Raw genomic sequence first — 26,641 nt, 5'->3', positions numbered from 1 at the left:
GGGTGCTGTGCGCAGGGGGCGGTCAGCTCTTGGTGTCCGACGACTCCTTCGCCCGTCCCGCGTCCGCCGGACCACGCCGGACCGATCCCGGCGCGCTCCAGTCCTGCTGCCTGCGGGCCCGCTTCTTGGCCGCCTCGGAGGACTGCAGCTGGTACGGGACGGACGTGACCATGACGCCCGGCGTGAACAGCAGCCGGCCCTTGAGCCGCAGAGCGCTCTGGTTGTGCAGGAAGTGCTCGTACCAGTGGCCGACCACGTACTCGGGGATGATCACGGACACCGCGTCACGCGGCGACTCCCGGCGCAGGCTCTTGACGTACTCGATGACCGGCCGCGTGACCTCCCGGTACGGGGAGTCGAGGACCTTCAGCGGTACGTCGATGCCGCGCCGTTCCCATTCCTCGCGCAGCGCCTTCGTCTCGGCCGGGTCGACGTTGACGGTGAGCGCCTCCAGGGTGTCGGAGCGCATCAGCTTGGCGTAGGCGAGGGCCCGCAGCGTCGGGCGGTGGATCTTGGAGATGAGCAGCACCGAGTGGACGCGGGAGGGGCGGACGCTGTCGTCGCTCGGACCCTCGGGCGCGGCCAGCTCCGCGGAGACGCCGTCGTAGTGCCGGCGGATCGCGGTCATCGTGCCGTAGAAGATCACCATGCCGAGCAGGGCGACCCAGGCGCCGTGGGTGAACTTGGTGACGAGGACGACGACGAGGACCAGGCCGGTGAAGAAGGCGCCGAAGGTGTTGATCGCACGGGAGCGGATCATGTGGCGGCGCTTGTCGGGGTCGGTCTCGGTCGTCAGGTGGCGGTTCCAGTGCCGGACCATGCCGGTCTGGCTCAGGGTGAACGACACGAACACGCCGACGATGTACAGCTGGATCAGGCGGGTGGAGTCGGCGCCGTAGATGCAGATCAGCAGCACCGCCGCGCCGGCCAGCAGCACGATGCCGTTGGAGAAGGCGAGCCGGTCGCCGCGGGTGTGCAGCTGGCGGGGCAGGTAGCGGTCCTGGGCGAGGATCGAGCCGAGGACGGGGAAGCCGTTGTAGGCGGTGTTCGCCGCCAGGAACAGCACCAGGGCGGTGGCCGCCGCGAGCACGATGAAGAAGAAGCTGCCCTTGCCGAAGACCGCCTCGGCGACCTGTGTGATCACCGGGTTCTGCACGTAGTCCGCGCCGACCGCGACACCGTTCTTCAGCAGGTCGGCGGCCGGGTTCTCGGCCATGCGGACGTCGGTGACCAGGGCCAGGACGATGATCCCGCAGAACATGGTGACGGCCAGCAGGCCCATCGCCGCGAGCGTGGTCGCCGCGTTCTTCGACTTCGGCTTGCGGAAGGCCGGGACGCCGTTGGAGATCGCCTCGACGCCGGTGAGCGCGGCGCAGCCGGAGGAGAAGGCGCGCAGCAGCAGGAAGACCAGCGCGAAGCCGGCGAGGCCCTGGTGTTCGGCCTTGACGGTGTACTGGGCGGTCGGCGCCCGCATCGTGTCGTCGAGGACGAGCCCCCGGAAGGCCCCCCAGGCGATCATGATGAAGACGCCGGCGACGAACACGTAGGTGGGGATCGCGAAGAGCTTGCCGGACTCCTTGACGCCCCGCAGGTTCATCAGGGTCAGCAGCACGACGACGGCGACGGCGCAGACCACCTTGTGCTCGACGACGAAGGGGATCGCGGAGCCCAGGTTCTCGATGCCGGAGGAGATGGAGACGGCGACGGTCAGGACGTAGTCGACGAGGAGCGCGCTCGCGACGGTCAGGCCCGCCTTGGGGCCCAGGTTGGTGTTGGCCACCTCGTAGTCGCCGCCGCCGCTGGGGTAGGCGTGGACGTTCTGCCGGTAGGAGGCGACCACCGTGAACATCAGCACGACGACCGCGAGCGCGATCCACGGGCTGAAGTGGTAGGCCGACACGCCCGCGATGGACAGGACCAGCAGCACCTCGCCGGGGGCGTACGCCACGGAGGAGAGCGGGTCGGAGGCGAAGACGGGCAGGGCGATGCGCTTCGGCAGGAGCGTTTCTCCGAGCCGATCACTGCGCAGTGCGCGCCCGATCAGGATCCGTTTGGGCACGTCGGTCAGTTTGGACACAACAGAGGATCGTAGGCCTTCGAACACCGGGCCGCCCACCCTCCCCCGGCCTCGGCCGGGTGATGCCGTGTCACGTCTGCCTCACGGGTGAAATCGGCCACGGCGCGACGGGGGATTCTGCAGGCGCACCAATCGTCATGCCTATATGACAATCCCCGCTCGCCGTAGCCCTTCGGAGGTTCCATGCACACGACCGCGGAGTTGATCGGTGCCGCCGGCAGCGTCGTCGGCCTCGGAATCCTCACCTTCCTCAGTGTCTGGAGCATCAGCCGTCGCTGACCGCACGACGGTGGCCCGGGCCGTCGCCCGTCGCCCGGCGGCGCGGCCCGCACTCGGGGTGCCCCGCGCGTGTGTAGCCCGGGCGGCGGTCTGAGACCCTGTGAGGGGGTCCTCGGACGCTCGTCGTGCGCGGACCCCCCAAGCCACCCCAGCGATTTCTGACCTCGGAAGGACGGTCGTGCACATCGTCATCATGGGCTGCGGCAGAGTGGGTTCCGCTCTCGCCCAGACCCTGGAGCAGCAGGGGCACACGGTCGCCGTGATCGACCAGGACCCCACCGCCTTCCGACGTCTCGGCTCCTCGTTCGGCGGCCGCCGGGTCACCGGTGTCGGCTTCGACCAGGACACCCTGCGTGAGGCGGGCATCGAGGAGGCCGGCGCGTTCGCCGCGGTCTCCAGCGGCGACAACTCCAACATCATCGCCGCGCGCGTCGCCCGCGAGATGTTCGGCATCGAGAACGTCGCCGCGCGTATCTACGACCCTCGCCGCGCCGAGGTCTACCAGCGCCTGGGCATCCCGACCGTGGCCACCGTCCGCTGGACGGCCGACCAGATGCTGCGCCGGCTGCTGCCCTCGGGGTCGGAGCCGCTGTGGCGCGACCCCACCGGCGGCGTCCAGCTCGCCGAGGTGCACGCCTCCGCCGCCTGGGTCGGCCACAAGATCAGCAAGCTGCAGGAGGAGACGGGCGTGCGCGTGGCGTTCCTGACCCGCCTCGGCGAGGCCATCCTGCCCACCTCGCAGACCGTGCTGCAGGAGGGGGACCTGGTGCATGTGATGATGCGCAGCGACGAGGTCGAGAAGATCGAGGCGTCGTTCGCCGAGGGCCCGAAGGAAGGCGGTCACTGATGAGGGTCGCCATTGCCGGAGCCGGCGCCGTCGGCCGCTCGATCGCGGGCGAACTGCTGGAGAACGGCCACGAGGTCCTGCTCGTCGACAAGGCGCCGACCGCCATCTCGGTCGAGCGCGTCCCGCAGGCGGAGTGGCTGCTCGCCGACGCCTGCGAGATCACGTCCCTGGACGAGGCGGCCCTCCAGCGCTGCAACGTCGTGATCGCCGCGACGGGCGACGACAAGGTCAACCTGGTCGTCTCGCTGCTCGCCAAGACGGAGTACGGCGTCCCGCGCGTCGTCGCCCGCGTCAACAACCCGAAGAACGAGTGGCTCTTCAACGAGTCCTGGGGCGTGGATGTCGCCGTCTCCACCCCGCGTCTGATGTCCGCCCTCGTCGAGGAGGCGGTCAGCGTCGGAGACCTCGTCCGCCTGCTGCGCTTCAGCCACGGCGACGCCAACCTCGTGGAGCTGACCCTCCCCGAGGAGTCCGCCCTGGCCGGCACCCAGGTCGGCGATGTGGAGTGGCCTGAGGACACCTCGCTGGTCACCATCATCCGCGGCACCCGGGTACTGACCCCGACTCGCGAGGACTCCCTGGAAGCGGGTGACGAGTTGCTCTTCGTCGCCGCTCAGGCCAGGGAGGAGCAGTTGGAGGACCTGCTGTCGGTCCGCCGCGAGGACACGGTGGGCTGAGCCGCGCCCGCCCACGGCGACGCCGAGCCGCCTCGGCCGACGTGACGGGGGGCGCCCGGAGATCTCCGGGCGCCCCCCGTCACGTGTGTTCGGCGGCTGTGCGCGTCGTTCGGCCGGGCCGGGACTATCCGTCGCGGCGGTGCCGCCCGCCGGCCTCGGAGGACGCGGTCTCCGTGCCGGTCTCCGTCCGCGCGGCAGCGGCTTTCTCCTCCGCCTCCATCTCCGCGAAGACGTCGATCGGCGCGGGCGCCTTCGCCAGGAACACCCACGTCAGCCATACCGCCAGCAGGAACGGCGGGATCTTCAGCGCGACCAGCACCCAGCCCAGCTGCGTGGTGTCGGCCCACCAGTACAGCGGGAACAGGATCGCGCACTTGCCGAGCAGGATCAGGCCCCAGGCGTAGCTGGCCTTGGCGTACGCCTTCTTGCGGCCGGGGTTGCGGGTCCGCCAGGAGAGGTTCTCCTTGAACACCGGCCCGAGGATCAGGCCGAGCAGCGGCACCCCGCACAGCGTCGTGATGATGTAGGCCAGCGCCAGGCCCACCGTGTAGAGCATGCCGGGGAGGTAGAAGTCCTTGGCGTTGCCGGTCATCATCGCGAACACGACGCCGAAGGCGACGCCGAAGACACCGCTGAAGGCGTGCTTCACGGTGTCCTTCTTGACGAGGCGCACCACGACCAGGACGAGCGACACCGCGAGCGCGGCGATCGCCGACATGTGCAGGTCTTTGTTGATCGTGTAGATCGTGACGAACAGCAGGCCGGGCAGCACCGTCTCGACCATGCCGCGCACTCCGCCGAACGCCTCGAACAGCGCGGCCTCGGTCACCGCCCGGGCGTCGTCCTGCTGAGTGTCTTCGGTCGGCTTGTCGAGCGACGTCACCGGCTACTCCCTACCGAGGGGTCTCAGTTCGTACTTGGGATTGAACAGCACCCGGCGGCCCCGGCTCATCGAGATCCGGCCCGATGCGATGAGTCGGCGCCCCGGCTCTATGCCGACTATGGAGCGCCGGCCCAGCCACACCACGTCCAGCGCGGCGGAACCGTCGAACAGCTCCGCCTCCAGGGCCGGGACTCCGGCGCGCGGTCGCAGGGTGACCGTGCGCAAGGTACCAGTAACCGTCACGATCTGGCGGTCCTGGCAGTCTCCGATCCGTGTGCAGCCGGCGGTCTGCGCGTCCTCCCGCAGCTCCTCGGACTCCAGGTCCTCCTGCGACGAGGAGAGCCGATCGAGCATGCGCCGGAACCGGCCCACCGGCTTCTCGGAACGAGGAAGAGCACTCATATCTGAAGCGTACCGGGGCCCGGCGTCCACCCCGCACCCGCGTGACGCGCCCGCGCCCGGCCCACTTCCGCGCCCCGGGCGGCCCGCGGCTCACTTCTCGAACCGGTATCCCATCCCCGGTTCGGTGATGAAGTGCCGGGGATGCGACGGGTCCGCCTCCAGCTTTCTGCGCAGCTGGGCCATGTACACGCGCAGATAGTTGGTCTCCGTGCCGTACGACGGACCCCACACCTCCTGGAGCAGCTGTCTCTGGCTGACCAGCCGGCCGGTGTTGCGCACCAGCACCTCCAGCAGATGCCATTCGGTGGGCGTGAGCCGTACGTCCCTGCCGCCCCGGTCGACCTTCTTGGCGGCGAGGTCGACGGTGAACGCGTCGGTCTCCACCAGGACGTCGTCCTCTCCGCCCCCGGCGGGTTCGGCACGGCGGACGGCGGCCCGCAGCCTGGCCAGGAGCTCGTCCATGCCGAAGGGCTTGGTGACGTAGTCGTCGGCGCCGGCGTCGAGCGCCTCGACCTTCTCGTCGGAGGAGTGCCGGGCGGACAGCACCAGGATCGGCACCCTGGTCCAGCCGCGCAGGCCCTTGATCACCTCGACGCCGTCCATGTCGGGCAGCCCCAGGTCGAGGACGACCACGTCCGGGTGACGGGCGGCGGCGAGCTGGAGGGCGGTGGTCCCGTCGTGGGCCGCGTCCACCTCGTATTTCCGTGCTCTGAGGTTGATCACCAGGGCGCGCACGATCTGCGGCTCGTCGTCGATCACGAGCACCCGGGTCATGAGGCCCGCCTTTCCGGTCGTACGGGGACAGGTTGCGCTGGGACGCCGCCCGGGGCGTCCGTGTCGAGGGGGCCCGCGCGTGATCCTGCCGCACGCAGGGTGAGGACCATGGTGAGGCCGCCGCCCGGTGTGTCCTCGGCGGTCAGGGTGCCGCCCATGGCCTCGGCGAAGCCGCGCGCGACGGCCAGACCGAGGCCCACGCCGGTGCCGCGGGGGGCGTCGCCGTAGCGCTGGAAGGGCGCGAAGATCCGCTCCTTGGCCTCGTCGGGCACGCCGCGCCCGCGGTCCACGACCCGTACCTCGACGCGCTCGGCCATGGCGCTCGCCGAGACGAGAGCCCGCTCACCCTCCGGGCTGTATTTGACGGCGTTCTCCACCAGGTTGGCCACCGACCGCTCCAGCAGCCCGGCGTCGACGGCCACCATGGGCAGTGTCTCGGGGATGTCGAGCTCCACGCTGTCCTCGGGGACCCCGCCGAGCGCCATCGGGACCACCTCGTCGAGGTCGATCTCCCGGACGATCGGCGTGACGGTGCCGGTCTGGAGGCGGGACATGTCGAGCAGGTTGCCGACCAGATGGTCCAGCCGGTCGGCGCCCTGCTCGATCGACTCCAGCAGCTCCGCCTCGTCCTCCTCGGACCACTCCACGTCATCCGAGCGCAGCGAGGAGACCGCCGCCTTGATCCCGGCCAGCGGGGTCCGCAGGTCGTGGCTGACGGCGGCCAGCAGGGCGGTGCGGATCCGGTTGCCCTCGGCGAGCGTGCGGGCCCGGTCGGCCTCCTCCTGAAGCCGCCGCCGGTCCAGGACCACGACGGCCTGCGCCGCGAACGCGGCCAGCACCCGGCGGTCCTCCGCCGGCAGCACCCGCCCGGTGAGCGCCAGCGCCACGCGGTCGCCGACCGGCACGTCCACGTCCGCCTCCTCCGGGCGCTCCACCGGCTTCCCGGCGCCGGCCCGGCCCGCGCACGTCCAGGGCGCGACGTCGCTCTCCCGCTCCAGCAGGGCCGCCGAGTCCATGCCGAAGGTCTCCCGGACCCGCTCCAGGAGCGCCTCCAGGCTGGTCTCGCCGCGCAGGACGTCGCCCGCGAGGAAGGAGAGGATCTCGGACTCGGCGCGCAGCCGGGCCGCCTGCTGGGTGCGTCTGGCCGCGAGGTCCACCACGGAGGCCACCGACACCCCGACCCCCACGAAGATCACTATGGCGACGATGTTCTTCGGGTCGGCGATGCTCCAGTGGTGCAGGGGCGGTGTGTAGAAGTAGTTCAGCAGCAGGGAGCCCAGCGCCGCCGAGGCCAGGGCCGGCAGCAGCCCGCCGAGCAGCGCCGCCGCGACGGTCACCGCCAGGAACAGCAGCATGTCGTTGGCGAGACCGAGGTCGACGGTGGTCAGCAGCACCGTCAGCGTCACCGGGCCGGCGAGCCCGACCAGCCAGCCCCACAGAAGCCGGGCCCGCCCCAGCCGCGCTCCCCGGGCCACCGGCAGTCCCCGCCCCTTGGCGGCCTCCTCGTGCGTGACGATGTGCACGTCGAGGTCGGGACCCGACTCCCGGGCGACGGTGGCGCCGACGCCGGGGCCGAAGACGTACTGCCAGGCCTTGCGGCGGGAGGAGCCCAGGACGATCTGGGTGGCGTTCGCCCCGCGGGCGAAGTCGAGCAGCGCGGCCGGTATGTCGTCGCCGATCACATGGTGGAAGGTGCCGCCCAGGTCCTCCACGAGGGTGCGCTGCACGGCGAGTTCCTTCGGGGAGGCGGCCGTCAGCCCGTCGCTTCGCGCTATGTAGACCGCCAGCACCTCGCCCCCGGCGCCCTTCTCCGCCAGCCGCACCGCCCGCCGGATGAGCGTCCGCCCCTCCGGGCCGCCCGTGAGCCCCACGACGATCCGCTCCCGCGATCCCCAGATCGCCGACACCCGGTGCTCGCTGCGGTACTCCTGCAGGTACTCGTCGACCCGGTCGGCCACCCACAGCAGCGCCAGCTCGCGCAGGGCGGTGAGGTTGCCGGGGCGGAAGTAGTTCGACAGGGCCGCGTCGACCTTGTCCGGCTTGTAGATGTTGCCGTGCGCCATCCGCCTGCGCAGGGCCTCGGGCGACATGTCGACCAGCTCGATCTGGTCGGTCCGCCGCACGAACTCGTCCGGGACCGTCTCCTGCTGCCGCACCCCCGTGATCGACTCCACGACGTCGCCCAGGGACTCCAGGTGCTGGATGTTCACCGTGGAGACGACGTCGACGCCGGCGGCGAGCAGTTCCTCGACGTCCTGCCAGCGCTTGGCGTTGCGCGAGCCGGGGACGTTGGTGTGGGCCAGTTCGTCCACCAGGGCGACCTGGGGATGCCGGGCCAGCACGGCGTCCACGTCCATCTCCGTGAAGAGGGCGCCCCGGTAGCTCAGCTCCCGGCGCGGCACCTGCTCCAGGCCTTGCAGCATCACTTCGGTGCGCGGCCTGTCGTGGTGCTCGACGAACGCCACGACGCAGTCCGTGCCCCGCTCCAGACGGCGGTGCGCCTCCGACAGCATGGCGTAGGTCTTGCCCACGCCCGGTGCGGCACCGAGGTAGATCCGAAGCTTGCCGCGTCCCATGGCCCCATTGTCTTCCCGTAACCACTGCCTACGCAGCGTCGACCTTACGGCCAAGGACTCGGACAATGGGGGCGAGAAGCAGGCCACGGGACGCCTTTGACGCAACCCTGACGCGCTGGGCGCCCTCCTGGTCGACACGATCATGACGCGCTCCCCCCTCACCGCTCCGCTCTCCGGCCTTCACCGCTTCATCGGATGAGGCCCCTCGATCGGTTCACGCCGACGGAAGCCGAACCGGATCGGGCGCGGAGGGCGGGCCACGGCGACGGCGCGCCGGCACAGACAGGCAGACAGGCAGACAGGCAGACAGGCAGGCCGCCAGCCGGCCGGCCAGAGAACCAGTCAGTCAGCCAGTCAGCCAGAACAGCGAAGGGCCGCACCCCTTCCGGGATGCGGCCCCACTCGCTCTGGGTCGGCTCGCGCCGCGTCCTAGCGGACCTCGGTGATCTCCGGCCCGCGCTGCAGCTGGCCCATGCCGCCGGAGAACCGGGAGCCGGCCTCTTCCTGCTGGACTCCCTCGGGCACCATCTGGGCGTCGTTCGGCAGCTTCAGGACGATCGGGTCCCTGGGGGCCATCGGGCCCTCGCCGCGGACCACGACCGTGTCGCGGAAGATCTGCTCGAGCAGGCCGGCGGCCTGCGGCTGCACCGCGCCCTGGCCCGAGATGACGCCGCGCAGGAACCAGCGGGGTCCGTCGACGCCGACGAACCGCACGACGTGGAACCCGCCCGTGCCGTCGGGCAGCTGCACCGGCACCTGGGCGCGCAGCTCCCAGCCCAGCGGGCCCTCGACCTCGTCGATGATGCCGCCCTGCTGGGTGATGCCGGAGGCGATCTCCTCACGGACCTCGCCCCAGATGCCCTCCCGCTTGGGCGCGGCGAAGGCCTGCAACTGGATGGCGCTGTCGCGCAGTACGACGGTGGCCGCGACGATCGCGTCGCCCGCGACCTCGACCCGCAGCTCCATGCCGTCGACGCCGGGCACGAAGATGCCGCCCAGATCCACGCGCCCCTCGCCGGGGTCGCGCACCTCCGAGCTGTCCCAGGGCCCGTCGGGCCGCGGTTCGGGCTCGAGCCGCACTCGCTCGCGCTGGCCTTCTACCTCGTCCGCCTCAGTGTCGACACTGTCGACGACCTGCTCGGCCTCGCCGGCCGCGTCCTCGGCGGCACCCTTCTTGTTGCGACGTCCGAACACGTCACTGTCCTTCCCGGTCGGATACGACCGAAGCGTATCGATTCCCACCCGTCGGACCGCCTGCGGCGGCCTGACCACTTGTGCCGCTTCCGCCGTCCACGGCGGCGTGACCACCGGTGGACCCGAAGCCCCCCTCGGCCCGCGCCGAGTCGGGAAGTTCCGCCACCTCGTGGAAGCGGACCCTCTCGACCTGCTGGACGACCAGTTGGGCAATCCGGTCGAAGCGCTCGAACCGCACGGACTCGCGCGGGTCGAGATTCACCACGATCACCTTGATCTCCCCACGGTACCCGGCATCAACCGTCCCCGGGGCATTCACGAGGGCCACGCCGCACCGGGCGGCGAGCCCTGAACGAGGGTGCACGAAGGCCGCGTACCCCTCGGGCAGCGCGATGGACACCCCCGTCGGCAGTACGGCCCGCTCCCCCGGGGCGAGTTCACGGGCTTCGGTGGTCCGCAGATCGGCGCCCGCGTCACCGGGGTGCGCGTACGTCGGAAGCGGTACGTCGGGGTCGACGCGCCGAAGGAGGACCTGCACGGGAGAGTGGCTCACGGAGTGGCTCACGGGTTCACCTCGAAGGCGCGGGCGCGTCGGGCCTGGTCCGGGTCGCTCATGGCGGCCTGGATCTCCTCCTCGCGGCCGTGGTCGACGAAGTGGTCGACCTTGACCTCGATGAACAGGGCGTCGGCGCGGACGGCGACGGGACCCTCGGGGCCGCCGATCCGCCCGGTGGCGGTCGAGTAGATCTTCCGGCCGGCCACCGCCGTCACCTCGGCCTCCAGGTGCAGCGTGGCGCCGACGGGCACGGGCCGGACGAAGTCGGTCTCCAGCCGTCCGGTGACCGCGATGGTGCGCAGCAGCCAGTTCAGCGAGCCGAGCGTCTCGTCGAGCGCGGAGGCCAGGACGCCGCCGTGGGCGAGCCCCGGCGCCCCCTGATGGGCGGGCTGCACGGTGAACTCTGCGGTGACGGTGACGCCTTCGCCGGCCCGCGCCTCCAGGTGCAGCCCGTGGGGCTGCCCCCCGCCGCATCCGAAACACTGTTCGTAGTGGGCACCGAGAAGCTCCCCGGGCACGGGGGCATCGGGGTGCCGAACGGGTTTCACCGCGTCGGCCGGAGGTTGAAGAACCGGGGAAGTACCACTCACAGCCGCAGACCTTACCCGCGCGTCGGAGAGATGCGGACACCGTGCCAAGCTTGGCTTCATGCAGCTCTCCGCCACCCCGTACGAAGAACGCCTCACCGCCCCCCGTTCGTGGTGGTTCGTCTCGTTCCTCGTCGGGGTCTCCTTCGCACTGATCCTGCTGCCGTTCGGCACCCTGCCGCTGCTTGGCGGCCTGGTCGGCGGGACCGCGGCGGCGGCGGTCGTGGCGAGCTCGTACGGGTCCGTCCGGATCCGGATCGTGGGGGACTCGCTCGTCGCGGGCGAGGCCAGGATCCCGGTGTCGGCGCTGGGCGAGGCGGAGGTCCTCGACGCCGAGGAGGCGCGCGCCTGGCGCACGTACAAGGCGGACACCCGCGCGTTCCTCCTGCTGCGCGCCTACATCCCCACCGCCCTGCGCGTGGAGGTCACCGACCCGGACGACCCGACGCCCTACCTGTACCTGTCGACGCGCGAGCCGGAGCGGCTGGCGGAGGCGCTGCGGGCGGCACGGCAGACGGCGGCTTGAAGCGTGGCGACGGCTCAGGCGGCGCTGCGCGAGGGCTCGGCGATCAGCGGACACCGGACGGCGCCGAGGACGCGGGGCGGCTGAGCGGCTCGGAACCCGGTCACCGCGCCGAAGACCGGCATCGGCCGGGGCTACTGCGCCGCGCCGGTGCTGCGAGGCGGCGAGCGGCAGCCCCTGACACGCGGCACCGGACTGCGCCCAGGCCGCAGGCCGGCGGCGAGGGGGCGGCGGGGCAAAGGTTTCGCCCGTGCCGCGCAAAGACCTGGCGGCTCTGCGCGGAAGCCGCTCCACAGGATGACCGGGGTGGGCGGCGGGTCGATCAGGCCGGCCCGCCGGCCCACGGGGTTCAGGGCTTCTCGGGGTCTTCCCCCTGCCCGCGCAGAAGCTCCCTGGGGTCGCCTGTGAGGGGCAGCGGATGCTCCGGTGTCTCCAGGGGCGGCAGTTCGGGCAGCGCGTCCCAGGGCACCTGGCGCTTGCGCAGGTCCGTGCGGATCTTGGCCGCCAGTCTCTTGGTGTCCCGCCGGTTCATCATCGCGCCGACGGCCGCGCCCACCAGGAAGGGCATCAGGTTGGGCAGGTCGCGGACCATGCGCTTCATGATCTGCTGCCGTAGCTCGCGCTTCATCTGACCGCCGAGGGCGGAGTTGAGGGAGCTGGGCTTGAGCGGGTCCACCCCGCGCTCGCCCGACCACACGCGCAGATACGTGGTGCTGCGGTCCTTGAGGTTCCCGGGCGGTCGTACGCCGTACACCTCGTGCAGTTCGGCGATCAGCTTGAGCTCGATCGCGGCGACGCCCGTGATCTCCGCGGCGATCTCGGCCGGCATCGCGGGCGGCACGGGGAGCATCGCGGCCGCGCCCACGCCCGCGCCGACGGTGGACGTGGCCTTCGCCGCGCCTGAGACGAGCTTGTCGGCGAGCTGCTCCGGGCCGAGGCCGGGGAACTGCCCGCGCAGTGTCCGCAGGTCCCGTACGGGAACCCGCGGCGCGATGTCGATGATCCGGTCGGCGAGGTGGGCCAGGCCGGCCCGGGCACGGCTGCCGCTCTTGCGGACGCCGTCCTTGGCCAGGTCCACGGCCTTGTCCCGGATCGCCGCCGCCCGTCGTCTGGCGACGGGCGCGGCGTCTTGAGCGGCGGCCGGGAGGTCACCCCGGTCGTCCGCCGATGCGAGCGAGGCCGATCCCGCGGGAAGCACTCCCGCACCGGATGAGCCTCGCTCGTCGTCACGCACGCCGTGAGGGCCGTCGGACGGCCCCTTGTCCGCTCCCGGGCGAAGGAAGCGGCGCTTCCGAGGAGGGGTCGAGCCAGTCACGGCCGACCCGCCCTCAGTCGCAGTCGCGGCAGATCGGCTGACCGTTCTTCTCCCGGGCCAGCTGGCTGCGGTGGTGCACCAGGAAGCAGCTCATGCAGGTGAACTCGTCCTGCTGCTTGGGCAGCACCCGGACGGCCAGCTCCTCATTGGAGAGGTCCGCGCCGGGCAGTTCCAGTCCCTCCGCGGCTTCGAACTCATCGACGTCCACGGCGGAAGCGGACTTGTCGTTCCGTCGTGCCTTCAGCTCTTCAAGGCTGTCGGAGTCGACATCGTCATCGGTCTTGCGTGGGGTGTCGTAATCGGTTGCCATTTCGCCTCTCCCCCTCTGGGTGTCTGCGGTGTCTCCAGCGCACGTAACGCGTGAGAGGCCGGACTTGTGCCCGCCTCGAGGCGGAGATTTTGCCTCACATCAAGGTCTGTTACTCAATCGACACCCAACCGGACTCCTCACGGGTGATCGAGTTGGATGGCGATCGGGACCGTACACGGTCCGAATGTCGCACCTCAAAGGCGCCTCACCGTGTACTTCCCGTGATCAGGACCCCCGAAAACCCGGAGTTTCCGGGCTTTCCGAAGGCATTCATGATCACGGAGAGTAGATGGCCAGAAAATCGCCCTTGTGATCGATCACACACGGCGGGCCCGGATCGCGGTCTTGAAAATTCCGCGCAAAGCGAACATCCCCGCGTGTGTCGGCGACATGATCTCAGACGGGAAGGGTGACTCGCATCAGGAGCCCTCCTCCCTCGCGTGGTTGCGCGGCGATATGACCGCCGTGCGCACGGGCCACGGACCGCACGATGGACAGTCCGAGCCCGACTCCCTTGTCGCTTCCGGTGCGTTCCGTGCGCAGCCGCCGGAAGGGCTCGAAAAGATTGTCTATCTCGTACGCGGGAACGACCGGCCCCGTGTTCGACACCACGAGGACTGCCTGGCCGTGCTGGATCTCGGTGGTCACCTCGACCCAGCCGTCCGCCGGGACGTTGTACCGCACGGCGTTCTGTACGAGGTTGAGCGCGATCCGCTCCAGCAGCACGCCGTTGCCCTGCACGACGGCCTTCTGGCGTGTGCTGCGGATCTCCACGCCCTTGGCCTTCGCCTCGCCGAGCACCTGGTCGATGGCCTGCCCGGCGACCTCGGCCAGATCGACGGGCTTGCGCTCGACGATCTGGTTGTCGCTGCGGGCGAGCAGCAGCAGACCCTCCACGAGCTGTTCGCTGCGTTCGTTCGTCGCCAGCAGCGTCTTGCCGAGTTGCTGGAGCTCCACGGGCGCGTTCGGGTCGGAGAGGTGCACCTCGAGCAGCGTGCGGTTGATCGCCAGCGGCGTCCTCAACTCGTGCGAGGCGTTGCCGACGAAGCGCTGCTGAGCGGTGAAGGCGCGCTGGAGCCGCTCCAGCATGTCGTCGAAGGTGTCGGCCAGCTCCTTCAGCTCGTCGTCGGGCCCGTCCAGCTCGATACGGCGGGACAGGTCCGAGCCGGCGACCGAACGCGCTGTGCGCAGGATCCGGCCCAACGGCGACAGGACGCGGCCGGCCATGGCGTAGCCGAAGGCGAAGGCGATCACCGCGAGGCCCAGCAGGGCCAGCAGGGACCGGCTGAGCAGGTCGTCCAAGGCGTGCCGGCGCTGTTCGTTGACGCAGTCGTTCAGCGCCTGATTGAGCTCCGCCGCGGGCAGCCTGTCGCTGCGCAGCTGGCAGATGTCGCTGCTCACCCCGCCGGAAACGATCTTGAACGGAAGGTCGCTGCCCACGTTCAGCGCGTTCGCAGCCAGCAGGTAGATGATCGACAGCAGCAGGATGCCGGCGATCAGGAACATGCCGCCGTAGAGCAGGGTGAGCCTTATCCGGATGGTCGGGCGCAGCCAGGGGAAGGGCGCCTGCGGCCTTCTCGGGTCCCAGGTGGGCTTCGGAGGCGCCTGGGGAGGCGCGGGTGTCGTGGCCACGGTGCGTCAGATCCGGTAGCCGGAGCCGGGCACGGTGACGATCACCGGGGGTTCGCCGAGCTTGCGGCGCAGGGTCATGACGGTCACGCGCACGACGTTGGTGAACGGGTCGGTGTTCTCGTCCCAGGCCTTCTCCAGGAGCTGCTCGGCGGAGACGACGGCGCCCTCGCTGCGCATCAGCACCTCCAGGACGGCGAACTCCTTGGGGGCGAGCTGGACCTCCTTGCCGTCGCGGAAGACCTCGCGGCGGTTGGGGTCGAGCTTGATGCCGGCGCGCTCCAGGACGGGCGGCAGCGGCACGCTGGTGCGCCGGCCGAGGGCACGCACGCGTGCGATGAGCTCGCTGAAGGCGAAGGGCTTGGGGAGGTAGTCGTCGGCGCCGATCTCCAGCCCCTCGACGCGGTCGCTGACGTCGCCGGAGGCCGTGAGCATCAGCACGCGCGTGGCCATGCCGAGTTCGACGATCTTGCGGCAGACGTCGTCGCCGTGCACGAGCGGGAGGTCGCGGTCGAGGACGACCACGTCGTAGTCGTTGACGCCGATGCGCTCCAGAGCGGCCGCACCGTCGTACACGACGTCGACGGCCATGGCCTCCCGGCGCAGACCGGTGGCCACCGCATCGGCGAGCAGTTGCTCGTCCTCGACGACGAGTACGCGCACGTCGCTTGTCCTTCCTGTGTCCACCCGCGCAGCGCTCAGTGGGCGCACGCGGGCAGGGGTCTTGGTGGGTGTGTGCTTCCATCCTGCCCTTTTGGTCCATAAGTCGGCGGTAAGGCGGGTGAGTGAGCCATGAAGGACCGGTGTGAAGCCGGGGACTGCCGAATTTTCTCGTTCGGTCGAGGTTTCCGGCGGAGGGAGCGGGGGGAGGACGGCTTTACACCCCGCGATCACGCTCTGCATGTGCCGCAGCACCATGCGGCACTCCGCGGTCTGCTTCCCCGCAGAGCGGCGTGGTTGTCCGGCACCGTGGCCGCCCGGCAGGGCAGCGCCGGGCACTCACGGGAGACGTGATCGTCTCTTCTCCATCCCCGGCACACCCCCGTGCCATCGACCCACGACCCAAGGACGAGGGGGCGCAGCATGGACGCATTCACCGCAGGACTTCTGCAGCGCATAGAGGCGACCGAGTCCGATCTGACGCGGGCTCGCGACGAGGGCGACGACTTCCTCGTCGAGGTGGAACTGGCCGAGCTCGACGACCTGCGCCGCCTCGCCGCCAACCACGGCGTGGAGGTCGCGACGAGCGTCTGAGCGGTTCGCGCGTGAGCACGACGGAGGGGCCCCGGCGAATCCAGCGCCGGGGCCCCTTCGCGTCGTCCGGCCGGAGCGGCCGGCCACGGTTCAGTCGTGCCAGGCGCCGAAGTCCTCCAGGAGTCGCTGGAGCGGCTCGAAGACGGCCGGGGTGGCGGCGATCGCCAGTTCGCGTGAAGGGCGTTGTGAGGGGCGTCCAGAGGTCAGCGCGCCCGCCTCCCGGGCGATCAGGTCGCCCGCGGCGAGGTCCCAGGGGTGCAGGCCGCGCTCGTAGTAGCCGTCGAGGCGGCCGGCGGCCACGTCGCACAGGTCGATGGCGGCCGATCCGCCGCGGCGGATGTCGCGCACCAGGGGGACGAGCCGCCGGGCGACCTCGGCCTGGTGGGCGCGTACCTCGGTGACGTAGTTGAAGCCGGTGGAGACCAGGGCTTGGTCGAGGGGGGCCGCGGGGCGGCAGGCGAGGACGCGCTCGCCCTCCCAGGCGCCGGTCGCCCGGGCCCCGGCGCCGCGCACCGCGTGGTACGTCTCGCCGCGCATCGGCACCGCGACGACGCCGACGACGGTCTCGCCGTCCTGTTCGGCCGCGATGGACACGGCCCAGGCGGGCAGCCCGTAGAGGTAGTTCACGGTGCCGTCGAGCGGGTCGATCACCCAGCGGACGCCGCTGCGGCCCTCGCTGGCGGAGCCCTCCTCGCCGAGGAAGCCGTCGTCGGGGCGGCGGTCGGCGATGAGGCCGGTGATCAGCTTCTCGGCCGCGATGTCCATCTCGGTGACGACGTCGATGGGGCTCGACTTGGTGGCGGCGACCGAGAGGTCGGCGGGGCGGCCGTCGCGCAGGAGTGCGCCGGCCTTGCGGGCGGCCTCCTGGGCCAGGTCGAGCAGTTCCGTGTGCAGGGGGTCGGTCACGGCGCTCCTCACGCGTAGGGGCTGTCGGCGCCCGCGGCGGCGGGCCGGGGGGCGCGGGCCGGGCAGCAGCCGACCGGGCAGAGGTCGTGGGAGGCGCCGAGCGATCCCAGGGCGCACGGGGTGGCGGCCTTGCCGTTCTCGGCCGCTGCGCGCTCCAGGACGAGCTCGCGGACGGCCGCGGCGAAGCGCGGGTCGGCGCCGACGGTGGCCGAGCGGCGCACGGGCAGGCCGAGCTCGCCCGCCTTGGCCTCGGCCTCGGTGTCGAGGTCGTAGAGGACCTCCATGTGGTCGGAGACGAAGCCGATGGGCGCCATCACCACGGCCGGGGCGCCGGCGGCGTGCCGCTCCTCCAGGTGGTCGCAGATGTCGGGCTCCAGCCACGGGATGTGCGGGGCTCCGGAGCGGGACTGGTAGACGAGCTGCCAGGGGTGGTCGACGCCGGTGCGCTCGCGGACGGCGTCGGCGACGAGCCGGGCGACGTCCAGGTGCTGGGCGACGTACGCCCCTCCGTCACCGTGGTCCTCCACGGGGCCGGAGGCGTCGGCCGCGGCGACGGGGATCGAGTGGGTGGTGAAGGCGATGTGGGCACCGTCGCGGACGTCTTCGGGGAGGTCTGCCAGGGACCGGACCACGCCGTCGATCATGGGCTCGAGGAAGCCGGGGTGGTTGAAGTAGTGCCGCAGCTTGTCGATCTTCGGCAGGGGCAGGCCCTCGGCCTCCAGGGCGGCCAGCGAGTCGGCCAGGTTCTCGCGGTACTGGCGGCAGCCGGAGTAGGAGGCGTAGGCGCTGGTGGCGAGGACCAGGATGCGGCGGCGGCCGTCGGCGACCATCTCGCGCAGGGTGTCGGTCAGGTACGGGGCCCAGTTGCGGTTGCCCCAGTACACCGGCAGGTCGAGGCCGTGGCCGGCGAAGTCCTTGCGCAGGGCGTCCAGCAGGGCGCGGTTCTGGTCGTTGATGGGGCTGACCCCGCCGAACAGGAAGTAGTGCTGCCCCACCTCCTTGAGGCGTTCCTTGGGGATGCCGCGCCCGCGGGTCACGTTCTCCAGGAACGGGACCACGTCGTCCGGGCCTTCGGGGCCGCCGAAGGAGAGCAGGAGCAGGGCGTCGTACGGGGTGGCATCGAGCGCGTCTGGCATGCCTTCGATCCTGCCACCCGCGACTGACAGCGGGGAAACGGCGGGTGCCGGAGGGCCGCGCGGACCGCGACCGGGGGCGGGTGCGCCCTTGCCGGGAAGCCGGTCCGGAATCTGACCGGGAACAGACGTGCGAGGCGTGCGTTAGGGTTGCCTAACTTCGTAAGCTGTATGAGCGGAATTCGCGCCTTACGGACCCTGTCACGCTCTTCACCGGAGACCCCCGTGCCCAGCCCCTACCGCGCCCTGTTCGCCGCCCCCGGCTCCAAGGGCTTCTCCGCCGCGGGGTTCGTCGGCCGGATGCCGCTGTCGATGATGGGCATCGGCGTCGTCACGATGATCTCCCAGCTCACCGGGCGCTACGGTCTCGCGGGCGCGCTGTCGGCGACCATCGCGCTGTCGGCCGCCGTCCTCGGGCCGCAGATCTCGCGCCTGGTGGACCGGCACGGCCAGCGCAGGGTGCTGCGCCCGGCGACGCTGCTGGCGCTCGCCGCGGCGGCCGGGCTGCTGCTGGCCGCGCACTTCGACGGGCCGGAATGGCTGCTCTTCGTGTGCTCCGCCGGGATCGGCGCCGTACCGAGTCTCGGCGCGATGATCCGGGCCCGCTGGGCCGCCCTGTACCGGGGGACTCCGCAGCTGCACACCGCGTACTCCTTCGAGTCCGTGGTGGACGAGGTGTGCTTCATCTTCGGGCCGATCGTCTCCATCGGGCTGTCCACGACCTGGTTCCCGGAGGCGGGGCCGCTGCTGGCGGCCTGCTTCCTCGCCGTCGGCGTCTTCTGGCTGACCGCGCAGCGGGCCACCGAGCCGGCGCCGCACCCGCGCGCGCGGCGCGGCGGCGGTTCGGCGCTGCGCTCGCCGGGACTGCAGATCCTGGTGGCCACGTTCGTGGCGACCGGAACGATCTTCGGGGCGGTCGACGTGGTCACCGTCGCCTTCGCCGAGGAGGAGGGCCACAAGAGGGCCGCCAGCGTCGTCCTGGCGCTCTACGCGGCGGGTTCCTGCGTCGCCGGGCTGGTCTTCGGCCTGCTGCGGCCGCAGGGGCCGCCCGAGCGCCGCTGGCTGTTGGGCGTGTTCATGATGGCCGTGAGTATGATCCCCCTCCTACTGGTCGGGAACTTGTCGTTTCTGGCCGTGGCGCTGTTCGTAGCGGGCCTGGCCATCGCTCCCACGATGATCACCACCATGTCCCTCATCGAAGAGCACGTACCACGCGCGCAACTGACCGAGGGCATGACCTGGGTGAGCACCGGGCTCGCGGTCGGGGTCGCGCTCGGCTCCTCCATCGCCGGCTGGGTCATCGACGCGGCCGGCGCGCGGGCCGGGTACGGGGTCCCTGCGGTGTCCGGGGCCGTCGCGGTCGCGGTCGGTTTCCTGGGGTACCGCCGGCTCAGCAGGCCGGCGCCGGGTCGGGGAGGCACCGTTGAGCAGCACAGCGAGCGCGAAGAACGGAACGTGGCGTAACTGGGGCGGCAACGTCGTCGCCCGGCCCGCGCGGGAGGTCACGCCCGCCTCCGTCGACGAACTGGCCGCCGCCGTGCGCCGCGCCGCGGAGGACGGGCTGAAGGTCAAGGCGGTCGGCACCGGCCACTCGTTCACGTCGATCGCGGCGACCGACGGCGTGCTGATCCGCCCTCAGCTGCTGACCGGCATCCGCGACATCGACCGGGCGGCCATGACCGTCACGGTCGAGGCCGGCACGCCCCTCAAGAGGCTCAACATGGCCCTCGCGCGCGAGGGGCTCTCGCTCACCAACATGGGCGACATCATGGAGCAGACGGTCTCGGGCGCCACCAGCACCGGCACCCACGGCACGGGCCGGGAGTCGGCCTCGATCGCCGCGCAGATCAAGGGGCTGGAGCTGGTCACGGCGGACGGCTCGGTGCTCGTCTGCTCCGAGAAGGAGAATCCGGAGGTCTTCGCGGCGGCCCGGATCGGCCTGGGAGCCCTCGGCGTCGTCACCGCCATCACCTTCGCGGTGGAGCCGATCTTCCTGCTCACCGCGCGCGAGGAGCCGATGCCCTTCGACAGGGTGCTCGCCGAGTTCGACGAACTGTGGGCCGAGAACGAGCACTTCGAGTTCTACTGGTTCCCGCACACCGGCAGCACCAACACCAAGCGCAACAACCGCAGCGCCGGTCCGCGCCGGCCGGTGAGCCAGGTCTCGGGGTGGATCGAGGACGAGTTCCTGTCCAACGGCGTCTTCCAGGTGGCCCAGTGGGTCGGCCGCGCGGCGCCCGCGACGATCCCGTCGATCGCCCGCATCTCCAGCAAGGCCCTGTCGGCGCGCACCTACACCGACATCCCGTACAAGGTGTTCACCTCCCCGCGCCGGGTGCGGTTCGTGGAGATGGAGTACGCCGTCCCGCGCGAGGCGGTGACCGAGACGCTGCGGGAGCTGAAGGCGATGGTCGAGCGCTCGGGCCTGCGCGTCAGCTTCCCGGTGGAGGTGCGCACGGCCCCCGCCGACGACATCACCCTGTCCACCGCCTCCGGCCGCGACAGCGCGTACATCGCCGTCCACATGGCCAAGGGCACGCCGTACCAGGGGTACTTCACCGCCGCCGAACGGATCTTCACCACGCACGAGGGCCGGCCGCACTGGGGCAAGGTGCACACGCGCGACGCGGAGTACTTCGCCTCGGTCTATCCGCGCTTCGCGGAGTTCACCGCGCTGCGGGACCGGCTCGATCCCGAACGCCGTTTCCAGAACGACTACTTGCGGAGGGTTCTGGGGGCGTAACGGGCACGGTGGGCGCCTGGTCCCGTTTCCGTCGTTCGCGTGAAACGCACCACGTTCAAGATCGCGGAAATCGGGCATCAGGGAGTCAAGTCCCGTCCGCCGTCAGAAGTTGCGCGGCGCGCCGATCCACGCAGGTGGCCCGAATGGAGTACTGTTGCGAGCCCTGGGTCCGGTCTCCCGCCAGGGCGTCCGGGGCCTCGCCGGACCGCCAGGAGGGGGGACAGGTTGCACAGGGTGACGGAGTTGGTCACTTAGCGTGGCGAAAAGGTAACCGTGCCATAACGGCGCGTCAGGGCGCGTGCCCGACACGCCGGGCAACTCGGCAAGGTTGTGGCAGGCTGCACCCGGGCAGGCCACACTCGACTAGCGGAAGCAGCGACGCACGTGACGTCGGCAGGCACCACCCGGGAGGTCCCCATGCCCGAACTGCGTGTCGTGGCCGTCTCGAATGACGGCACACGGCTGGTGCTGAAGGCTGCGGACAGCACGGAGTACACGCTTCCCATCGACGAGCGTCTGCGCGCCGCGGTCCGCGGCGACCGTCCCCGCCTCGGCCAGATCGAGATCGAGGTGGAGAGCCATCTCCGCCCCCGTGACATCCAGGCGCGTATACGAGCCGGTGCGACCGCGGAAGAGGTCGCCCAGATGGCGGGCATCCCCGTCGACCGCGTGCGCCGCTTCGAGGGGCCCGTGCTGGCCGAGCGCGCCTTCATGGCCGAGCGGGCCCGCAAGACGCCCGTGCGCCGGCCCGGCGAGAACGCCGGCCCCCAGCTCGGCGAGGCCGTGCAGGAACGGCTGCTGCTGCGCGGCGCCGACAAGGACACCGTCCAGTGGGACTCCTGGCGCCGCGACGACGGCACCTGGGAGGTCATGCTGGTCTACCGGGTCGCGGGCGAACCGCACTCGGCGAGCTGGACCTACGACCCGCCGCGGCGGCTCGTGCAGGCCGTCGACGACGAGGCGCGCTCGCTGATCGGCGAGTCCGACGACCTCGCCGCGCCGGAGCCCAGCTTTCCGTTCGTCCCGCGTATCGCGCGGCTGCCGCGCGAGCGGACGATGGACCGCGCCCTGGAGCGGCCGAGCCTGCCCGCGCCGGCCCCCGAGCCCCCCGAGGAGAGCAGCGCCGAACGGGAGCGCGACTCGCTGACCAGCCTGCTGGAGGCGGTGCCGAGCTTCCGTGGCGACCTGATCGTCCCCGACCTCCCGTCGGAGGAGCCGGACGAACCGGTCGAGGAAGAGGACGTCGAGGAGCCACCGGCGACCGCCGCGTCCGCCGGCTCCGCCTACGCGGACGTCCTGATGCCGCGTTCGGTCAGCAGTCACCGGGACCGGCTCGTCGGCGCCACCGACCGCCAGGCCGAGGCGGACGGCGTCCGCCCGGGCCGCCGCGCGGCGGTGCCGAGCTGGGACGAGATCGTGTTCGGCACCCGGCGCAAGAAGCAGGAGTAGAGCGTCCTCTCACCGGCCCCGGGCGGCGACCCGCCCGGGGGGGGGGCCGCCTGTTCGGCGGTTTGACGCGCCGTCGGCCGGCTTCGGGTCGCACCGGTCATGCCTTCGGGAGGGCCGCGCCTGTTCGGTGCGGCCCTCACCCCTGTGCCCGCGGGGCAGGGCTCACTGAGGGTCGGGGCCCACCGCGACCGGGCGGGACGGGTCCGAGGACCACTCCGACCAGGAGCCGACGTACAGGGCCGCCGGAACGCCCGCCACGGCCAGTGCCAGCACCTCGTGCGCGCCGGAGACGCCCGAGCCGCAGTACACGCCCACCCGCGCGCCCTCGGTGGCTCCCAGCGCCTTGAAACGGTCCCTCAGGTCCCCGGCGGGCAGGAAGCGGCCGTCCGGCCCGACGTTGTCGGTGGTGGGCGCGGAGAGCGCGCCCGGGATGTGCCCGCCCACCCTGTCGATCGGCTCCACCTCACCCCGGTACCGCTCCCCCGCGCGCGCGTCGAGCAGCACACCGGAGCGGGCCAGCGCGGCGGCCCCGTCCGCGTCGAGGAGCTCCGCGGCGACCGGCGCCGGCTCGAAGTCGCCCTCGGCGGGCACGGGCACGTCGGTCTGCAACTCGCCCTGCCAGGACGGCAGACCGCCGTCGAGGACCCTCACGTCCGGATGGCCCGTCCAGCGCAGCAGCCACCACGCGCGTGCCGCCGCCCAGCCCTGCCCGCCGTCGTACACGACGACCGGGCGGGCCGCCGACACGCCCGCCCGGCGCATGGCGGCGCCGAACTCCGCCAGGTCCGGCAGGGGATGCCGCCCGCGCGTGCCGGGTGTTCCGGCCAGCTCGCGGTCCAGGTCGACGTAGACGGCGCCGGGCACATGTCCCGAGGCGTACGCGGCCCGGCCGTCGAAGGCCGGCTCGCCCGCCGCCTTCGCCAGGGTGAGCTGCCAGCGGACGTCGAGAACGACCGGAGGGGCGTCGCCTGCCAGGCCGTCGGCGAGTTCGGATGCGGAGATGATGGCGTTCATGGCCACCATCCTTGCGCACAGGGTGGTCCCTTCGTCCCCGTCCGGCTACTGTGCTCGGCCGGTCGGCCCCGGTCACGAGGCGTACGGCACCGGGCACACGGCGTAGGACAGGCCGTCGTCCGGCGGCCGTCGCGCGCGGCCGGAAAGGGGTGACGATGACCGAAGGGCGTGCACCCGGAAGAGCTGCCGGTCCGAGGGACGGGGCGTCCGCCCGGCCGGCTCTCGGCACCCCCTGCTGGGTGAGTCTGATGGCGCACGGACCGACCGCCGCCCAGGAGTTCTACGGCGAGCTGTTCGGCTGGGAGTTCCGGGCCGGTCCGCGGCAACTCGGCCCTTATGTGCGGGCGCTGCTGGACGGCCGAGAGGTGGCCGGCATCGGACGGCTCCCTGCGGACTGGCACCTCACCGTCGCCTGGACGCCCTACCTCGCCTCCGACCGTGTGGACGCCACGGCCGACGCGGTGCGCCAGTGCGGCGGCACTGTGGGGGTCGGCCCGCTCGACGCCGGTGACGCCGGGCGCCTGGCCATCGGCTCAGACCCCTCCGGCGCGGTCTTCGGCGTCTGGCAGTCGGCGGCCCACCTCGGCACCGCCGTCGCCGGCGTGCACGGCACGCCCGCGTGGCATGAACTGGTGACTTACGAGGCCGCCGGCGTCGCCGCGTTCTACGAGACGGTGTTCGGCTACGGGCGGCAGGCGGCGGAGTCGGCCGACACGGATCACGTCACCTTGCTCATCGACGGCCGGCCGGTGGCGGGCGTGCGGGGCGTGGGCGGCGCATTGCCCCGGGACCGGGGGCCCCACTGGGTGACGTACTTCGAGGTGGACGACGCGGACGAAGCGCTCGCACGGGTTGTCGGACTGGGCGGGCGTGTACTGCGTCCGGTGCGCGACGGTGCGCACGGGCACGTGGCGGACGTGGCCGACCCGGAGGGAGCCCGCTTCGCGCTGATCGAGCGCTCTCGCTGAGACGGTGCCCCGGCCGGTCCGTCAGACCTGCTGCACCGGCAGCACGTCCGGCGACAGCGCCGCCGCCCGGGCCGTGGCCGCCGTCATACGGCGCCGGTGGTGCCGGCGGCACAGGACCTCGTAGCCGATGGTGTTCGCCTGGTTGACGTCGCCGATGACGACCTGGGCGCCCTCGACGACCATCACGCCGCCGACGGTGCGGGCGTTGTGCGTGGCACGGGCGCCGCACCAGCACAGGGCCTCGACCTGGAGCACCTCGACGCGGTCGGCGAGTTCGACGAGCCGCTGGGAACCGGGGAACAGCTTGGAGCGGAAGTCGGTGGTGATACCGAAGGCGTAGACGTCGATGCCGAGGTCGTCGACCACCCGCGCGAGCTGGTCGATCTGCTCCTCGGCGAGGAACTGCGCCTCGTCCGCGATCACGTAGTCGGCGCGGCCGCCCTGCGAGAGGTGGTCGACCAGGTAGGCGTACAGGTCGCGGCCGTCCTCGACCTCGACCGCGTCGGTGACCAGGCCGAGACGGGAGGACAGCTTGCCCTCGCCCGCGCGGTCGTCGCGGGTGAAGATCATGCCCTGGAGTCCGCGCGCGGAGCGGTTGTGCTCGATCTGGAGAGCCAGCGTCGACTTCCCGCAGTCCATGGTTCCGGAGAAGAACACCAGCTCGGGCATGGGGGGTTGCGCACCTTTCGGCGGGGTCGATGGCGTGTCGATGACGGGAGGGCCGGGGCCGTCAGGAGCGTACTTCGAGGAGCGGGACGAGTTGTTCGGCGGGGGTCATGGAGCCGTGGTTGCCGACCATCGCCGACTCCTTCGGCTCCCGCTCGGAGGCGATGACCAGGACGTCGTCCCGGGCGGCCGCGATCACGTCGCCGAGGCGGGCGTGGACGCGTTCGTCGATGTGCGGGCCGAACCAGCCCGCCGCGACGGCCTCTTCGCGCGAGGCCACCCAGAACTGCTCGCCCAGGACCTCGCGCCAGCAGGTCAGGACGTCGCCCTCGGCGCCCGGTACGGCGTAGACGTGACGGGCGCGGCCCTCGCCGCCCAGCAGGGCGACTCCGGCGCTCAGCTCCCAGTCCTCGTCGAAGTCGATGCGGTGCTGCTCGTCGAAGGGCACGTCGAGCATCCCGTGGTCGGCGGTGACGTAGAGCGCGCTGCGCGGCGGGAGTTGCTCGGCCAGGCGCTGGACGAGCCGGTCGACGTACATCAGCTGGCCGCGCCAGGTGTCGGAGGCGACGCCGTAGCGGTGCCCCGCGCCGTCGAGTTCGGCGTAGTACGTGTACACCAGGGAGCGGTCGCCGGCGGCGAGTTGCTCCGCCGCGAAGTCCACGCGCTCCTCGCCGGTGAGGCGGCCGTGGAACCTGCCGCCGCTGAGCGCCACCTTGGTCAGGGGGGTGGTCTCGAAATGGGGGGAGGACACCTGCGCGGCGTGCACCCCGGCGGCGTCGGCGAGCTGGAAGACCGTGGGGTACGGCTGCCAGGTGTGCGGCGGCGTCCACGGCTGCCAGCGGAGCTGGTTCATCAGCTCGCCGCTGCCAGGATTGCGCACGGTGTAGCCGGGCAGGCCGTGCGCTCCGGGCGGGAGGCCGGTGCCGACGGAGGCGAGGGAGGTCGCGGTGGTCGCGGGGAAGCCGGCGGTGATCGGGCGTCCGGTGCCGCCGCGGGAGGTGCCGAGGAGGGCGTGCAGGTAGGGGGCCTCGTCCGGGTGGGACCGGATCTGCTCCCAGCCGAGGCCGTCGATCAGGAAGACGCAGTTGCGGTCGGCCGGGGTGAGTTCCGTGATCGACGCGGTCATGCCGGGGACGCCCATGCCGGCGGCCAGGGTGGGCAGCAGGTCGGCGAGGGAGCCGGAGCCGTACTCGGGGACGGGCGCGGAGGAGACGGCGAGGGGCTCCGGGTCGTCCCAGGCGGCGGGCGCGGCCATCAGCGGGTGACGTCCGCGGTCGCCTCGGAGAGGGACTGCGCGAAGGCGAGCGCCTGGCGCACCGTCTCCGGGCCGTCGCCGGCCTCGCTGACACGCAGGCTGAGGTCGTCCGCCGTGGAGTTGCCGGTGTAGCCGTGGTCGGCGTCGCAGTTGGGGTCGCCGCAGGCGGCGGGTTCCAGGTCGATGCGGGAGACGGCGCCCCAGCCGATGGTCAGGACGACCTCGCGCGGGACGCTGCCCGCGGTGTACGACTCCGGGTTGGCGACCACACGGCTGACGACGACCGACGAGATCCGGCCGATCTTCACGGACTCCGTGGACGTCGTGGCGTAGGGCGTCGGGGAGGTGCTGTCGGCGGCCTGCTCGTCGGTGTGGCTGACGATGAAGCGGTTGCCGGTGAGGACCAGCACGGTCACATGCCGGCGGACCTCGTTCTGGTCGAAGGTGGTCTCCTGGTGGACCAGGTACGACCGGATGGGCTCGCCGCCCACGGCGGCCTCCACCGCCTCGGCCACGAGGGCCGGGTAGTAGCCGCTGCGCTCGATCGCCGCACGCAGCCCCTGGGTCGTCGTACTGGTCTTGGCCATGCGGTCCATCCTACGGGGACCCGCTGACTGCACGGGA

The 26,641-nt window shown here is 71.7% G+C and carries 26 protein-coding genes; 8 read left to right on the top strand and 18 right to left on the bottom strand.

Going from position 1 to position 26,641, the window contains the following annotated elements:
* Positions 1 to 22: 22 nt before the first annotated feature.
* Positions 23 to 2,077, bottom strand: a complete 2,055-nt coding sequence (locus ACFYXA_RS00585; protein WP_389027072.1) for an APC family permease — start codon at positions 2,075 to 2,077, stop codon at positions 23 to 25.
* Positions 2,078 to 2,534: 457 nt separating this feature from the next.
* On the opposite strand from ACFYXA_RS00585, the gene ACFYXA_RS00580 reads away from it, so the two are divergent.
* Entirely contained in the window at positions 2,535 to 3,203 is a 669-nt protein-coding gene (locus tag ACFYXA_RS00580) for a TrkA family potassium uptake protein (protein ID WP_130438172.1), read from the top strand.
* Positions 3,203 to 3,880 carry a TrkA family potassium uptake protein gene (locus ACFYXA_RS00575; protein WP_130438173.1) on the top strand — a complete coding sequence of 226 codons (678 nt, stop codon included), beginning with the start codon at positions 3,203 to 3,205 and terminating at the stop codon, positions 3,878 to 3,880. Before ACFYXA_RS00580 ends, ACFYXA_RS00575 begins: the two co-directional genes overlap by 1 nt.
* 124 nt (positions 3,881 to 4,004) lie before the next feature.
* Here the strand turns inward: ACFYXA_RS00575 and ACFYXA_RS00570 are convergent, their stop codons facing one another.
* The 7 genes from ACFYXA_RS00570 to ACFYXA_RS00540 all read right to left on the bottom strand — a co-directional run bounded on the left by ACFYXA_RS00570 (position 4,005) and on the right by ACFYXA_RS00540 (position 10,855).
* Positions 4,005 to 4,763 (bottom strand): DUF3159 domain-containing protein, encoded by a 759-nt coding sequence (locus ACFYXA_RS00570; RefSeq protein ID WP_389027069.1) that lies wholly within the window; start codon positions 4,761 to 4,763, stop codon positions 4,005 to 4,007.
* 3 nt (positions 4,764 to 4,766) lie between these two features.
* Positions 4,767 to 5,165: an OB-fold nucleic acid binding domain-containing protein gene (locus tag ACFYXA_RS00565; protein ID WP_130438175.1), complete on the bottom strand. Its 399-nt coding sequence runs from the start codon at positions 5,163 to 5,165 to the stop codon at positions 4,767 to 4,769.
* 90 nt (positions 5,166 to 5,255) lie between these two features.
* Positions 5,256 to 5,939, bottom strand: a complete 684-nt coding sequence (locus ACFYXA_RS00560; RefSeq protein ID WP_389027066.1) for a response regulator — start codon at positions 5,937 to 5,939, stop codon at positions 5,256 to 5,258.
* Positions 5,936 to 8,515, bottom strand: coding sequence for an ATP-binding protein (locus ACFYXA_RS00555; protein WP_389027064.1), 2,580 nt, complete (start codon positions 8,513 to 8,515; stop codon positions 5,936 to 5,938). The genes ACFYXA_RS00560 and ACFYXA_RS00555 overlap by 4 nt, the downstream gene beginning before the upstream one ends.
* Before the next feature lie 429 nt (positions 8,516 to 8,944).
* On the bottom strand, positions 8,945 to 9,709 hold the full coding sequence (locus ACFYXA_RS00550; protein WP_352245886.1) for a DUF3710 domain-containing protein: 765 nt from the start codon (positions 9,707 to 9,709) through the stop codon (positions 8,945 to 8,947).
* A gap of 1 nt (position 9,710) precedes the next feature.
* Positions 9,711 to 10,274: a dUTP diphosphatase gene (gene dut, locus ACFYXA_RS00545; protein ID WP_389027062.1), complete on the bottom strand. Its 564-nt coding sequence runs from the start codon at positions 10,272 to 10,274 to the stop codon at positions 9,711 to 9,713.
* Entirely contained in the window at positions 10,271 to 10,855 is a 585-nt protein-coding gene (locus tag ACFYXA_RS00540) for a PaaI family thioesterase (protein ID WP_352245885.1), read from the bottom strand. The genes dut and ACFYXA_RS00540 overlap by 4 nt, the downstream gene beginning before the upstream one ends.
* Positions 10,856 to 10,913: 58 nt before the next feature.
* On the opposite strand from ACFYXA_RS00540, the gene ACFYXA_RS00535 reads away from it, so the two are divergent.
* Complete coding sequence (locus ACFYXA_RS00535; protein WP_352245884.1) at positions 10,914 to 11,378, top strand: DUF3093 domain-containing protein; 465 nt, start codon at positions 10,914 to 10,916, stop codon at positions 11,376 to 11,378.
* A 346-nt stretch (positions 11,379 to 11,724) separates the two neighbouring features.
* Here ACFYXA_RS00535 and ACFYXA_RS00530 read toward each other — a convergent pair whose 3' ends face one another.
* The 4 genes from ACFYXA_RS00530 to ACFYXA_RS00515 all read right to left on the bottom strand — a co-directional run bounded on the left by ACFYXA_RS00530 (position 11,725) and on the right by ACFYXA_RS00515 (position 15,292).
* The gene (locus tag ACFYXA_RS00530) at positions 11,725 to 12,690 is read right to left on the bottom strand and encodes a hypothetical protein (protein ID WP_352245883.1); all 966 of its coding nucleotides are present in this window, start codon (positions 12,688 to 12,690) and stop codon (positions 11,725 to 11,727) included.
* A gap of 13 nt (positions 12,691 to 12,703) precedes the next feature.
* Positions 12,704 to 13,000, bottom strand: a complete 297-nt coding sequence (locus ACFYXA_RS00525; RefSeq protein ID WP_003993510.1) for a DUF4193 domain-containing protein — start codon at positions 12,998 to 13,000, stop codon at positions 12,704 to 12,706.
* Between the two features lie 396 nt (positions 13,001 to 13,396).
* Positions 13,397 to 14,632 (bottom strand): HAMP domain-containing sensor histidine kinase, encoded by a 1,236-nt coding sequence (locus ACFYXA_RS00520; RefSeq protein WP_352245882.1) that lies wholly within the window; start codon positions 14,630 to 14,632, stop codon positions 13,397 to 13,399.
* Positions 14,633 to 14,638: 6 nt separating this feature from the next.
* Positions 14,639 to 15,292, bottom strand: a complete 654-nt coding sequence (locus ACFYXA_RS00515; RefSeq protein ID WP_130438183.1) for a response regulator transcription factor — start codon at positions 15,290 to 15,292, stop codon at positions 14,639 to 14,641.
* 420 nt (positions 15,293 to 15,712) lie between these two features.
* Here ACFYXA_RS00515 and ACFYXA_RS00510 point away from each other — a divergent pair, with 420 nt between their 5' ends.
* On the top strand, positions 15,713 to 15,883 hold the full coding sequence (locus ACFYXA_RS00510; RefSeq protein WP_351092048.1) for a hypothetical protein: 171 nt from the start codon (positions 15,713 to 15,715) through the stop codon (positions 15,881 to 15,883).
* A gap of 90 nt (positions 15,884 to 15,973) precedes the next feature.
* Here ACFYXA_RS00510 and ACFYXA_RS00505 read toward each other — a convergent pair whose 3' ends face one another.
* Together ACFYXA_RS00505 and ACFYXA_RS00500 are read right to left on the bottom strand one after the other, a co-directional pair.
* Entirely contained in the window at positions 15,974 to 16,789 is an 816-nt protein-coding gene (locus ACFYXA_RS00505; RefSeq protein WP_389027057.1) for an inositol monophosphatase family protein, read from the bottom strand.
* A gap of 8 nt (positions 16,790 to 16,797) precedes the next feature.
* Positions 16,798 to 17,925 (bottom strand): ferrochelatase, encoded by a 1,128-nt coding sequence (locus ACFYXA_RS00500; protein WP_389027055.1) that lies wholly within the window; start codon positions 17,923 to 17,925, stop codon positions 16,798 to 16,800.
* A 222-nt stretch (positions 17,926 to 18,147) separates the two neighbouring features.
* Here ACFYXA_RS00500 and ACFYXA_RS00495 point away from each other — a divergent pair, with 222 nt between their 5' ends.
* The 3 genes from ACFYXA_RS00495 to sepH all read left to right on the top strand — a co-directional run bounded on the left by ACFYXA_RS00495 (position 18,148) and on the right by sepH (position 22,114).
* Positions 18,148 to 19,386, top strand: coding sequence for an MFS transporter (locus ACFYXA_RS00495; RefSeq protein WP_389027053.1), 1,239 nt, complete (start codon positions 18,148 to 18,150; stop codon positions 19,384 to 19,386).
* Positions 19,346 to 20,665 (top strand): D-arabinono-1,4-lactone oxidase, encoded by a 1,320-nt coding sequence (locus ACFYXA_RS00490; protein ID WP_389027051.1) that lies wholly within the window; start codon positions 19,346 to 19,348, stop codon positions 20,663 to 20,665. The genes ACFYXA_RS00495 and ACFYXA_RS00490 overlap by 41 nt, the downstream gene beginning before the upstream one ends.
* Positions 20,666 to 21,082: 417 nt before the next feature.
* Positions 21,083 to 22,114 (top strand): septation protein SepH, encoded by a 1,032-nt coding sequence (gene sepH, locus ACFYXA_RS00485; protein ID WP_130438188.1) that lies wholly within the window; start codon positions 21,083 to 21,085, stop codon positions 22,112 to 22,114.
* Between the two features lie 162 nt (positions 22,115 to 22,276).
* On the opposite strand, the gene ACFYXA_RS00480 is transcribed toward sepH, so the two are convergent.
* The gene (locus tag ACFYXA_RS00480) at positions 22,277 to 23,128 is read right to left on the bottom strand and encodes a sulfurtransferase (RefSeq protein ID WP_389027048.1); all 852 of its coding nucleotides are present in this window, start codon (positions 23,126 to 23,128) and stop codon (positions 22,277 to 22,279) included.
* Positions 23,129 to 23,283: 155 nt separating this feature from the next.
* Here ACFYXA_RS00480 and ACFYXA_RS00475 point away from each other — a divergent pair, with 155 nt between their 5' ends.
* Entirely contained in the window at positions 23,284 to 24,096 is an 813-nt protein-coding gene (locus ACFYXA_RS00475; RefSeq protein WP_389027046.1) for a VOC family protein, read from the top strand.
* Between the two features lie 21 nt (positions 24,097 to 24,117).
* On the opposite strand, the gene ACFYXA_RS00470 is transcribed toward ACFYXA_RS00475, so the two are convergent.
* The 3 genes from ACFYXA_RS00470 to ACFYXA_RS00460 form a co-directional block, all read right to left on the bottom strand.
* Positions 24,118 to 24,765, bottom strand: coding sequence for a thymidine kinase (locus tag ACFYXA_RS00470; RefSeq protein ID WP_130438191.1), 648 nt, complete (start codon positions 24,763 to 24,765; stop codon positions 24,118 to 24,120).
* A 61-nt stretch (positions 24,766 to 24,826) separates the two neighbouring features.
* Positions 24,827 to 26,017, bottom strand: a complete 1,191-nt coding sequence (locus ACFYXA_RS00465; protein ID WP_389027043.1) for an alkaline phosphatase family protein — start codon at positions 26,015 to 26,017, stop codon at positions 24,827 to 24,829.
* Entirely contained in the window at positions 26,017 to 26,613 is a 597-nt protein-coding gene (locus tag ACFYXA_RS00460) for a DUF5998 family protein (protein ID WP_130438193.1), read from the bottom strand. Before ACFYXA_RS00460 ends, ACFYXA_RS00465 begins: the two co-directional genes overlap by 1 nt.
* Positions 26,614 to 26,641: the final 28 nt, after the last annotated feature.

This window comes from Streptomyces sp. NPDC002566 (genome assembly GCF_042889585.1).
Taxonomy (GTDB): Bacteria; Actinomycetota; Actinomycetes; order Streptomycetales; family Streptomycetaceae; genus Streptomyces.
The sequence above is the reverse complement of the archived record's forward strand: the minus strand, read 5'-3'. Positions and strand labels throughout refer to the sequence as shown.

Coding starts and splice junctions, on each gene's coding strand:
- ACFYXA_RS00480 (WP_389027048.1), bottom strand. CDS start 23,128: ATGAACGCCATCATCTCCGCATCCGAACTCGCCGACGGCCTGGCAGGC.
- ACFYXA_RS00525 (WP_003993510.1), bottom strand. CDS start 13,000: ATGGCAACCGATTACGACACCCCACGCAAGACCGATGACGATGTCGAC.
- ACFYXA_RS00500 (WP_389027055.1), bottom strand. CDS start 17,925: ATGCCAGACGCGCTCGATGCCACCCCGTACGACGCCCTGCTCCTGCTC.
- ACFYXA_RS00555 (WP_389027064.1), bottom strand. CDS start 8,515: ATGGGACGCGGCAAGCTTCGGATCTACCTCGGTGCCGCACCGGGCGTG.
- ACFYXA_RS00510 (WP_351092048.1), top strand. CDS start 15,713: ATGGACGCATTCACCGCAGGACTTCTGCAGCGCATAGAGGCGACCGAG.
- ACFYXA_RS00460 (WP_130438193.1), bottom strand. CDS start 26,613: ATGGACCGCATGGCCAAGACCAGTACGACGACCCAGGGGCTGCGTGCG.
- ACFYXA_RS00560 (WP_389027066.1), bottom strand. CDS start 5,939: ATGACCCGGGTGCTCGTGATCGACGACGAGCCGCAGATCGTGCGCGCC.
- ACFYXA_RS00575 (WP_130438173.1), top strand. CDS start 3,203: ATGAGGGTCGCCATTGCCGGAGCCGGCGCCGTCGGCCGCTCGATCGCG.
- ACFYXA_RS00470 (WP_130438191.1), bottom strand. CDS start 24,765: ATGCCCGAGCTGGTGTTCTTCTCCGGAACCATGGACTGCGGGAAGTCG.
- ACFYXA_RS00535 (WP_352245884.1), top strand. CDS start 10,914: ATGCAGCTCTCCGCCACCCCGTACGAAGAACGCCTCACCGCCCCCCGT.
- sepH (WP_130438188.1), top strand. CDS start 21,083: ATGCCCGAACTGCGTGTCGTGGCCGTCTCGAATGACGGCACACGGCTG.
- ACFYXA_RS00565 (WP_130438175.1), bottom strand. CDS start 5,165: ATGAGTGCTCTTCCTCGTTCCGAGAAGCCGGTGGGCCGGTTCCGGCGC.
- ACFYXA_RS00465 (WP_389027043.1), bottom strand. CDS start 26,017: ATGGCCGCGCCCGCCGCCTGGGACGACCCGGAGCCCCTCGCCGTCTCC.
- ACFYXA_RS00475 (WP_389027046.1), top strand. CDS start 23,284: ATGACCGAAGGGCGTGCACCCGGAAGAGCTGCCGGTCCGAGGGACGGG.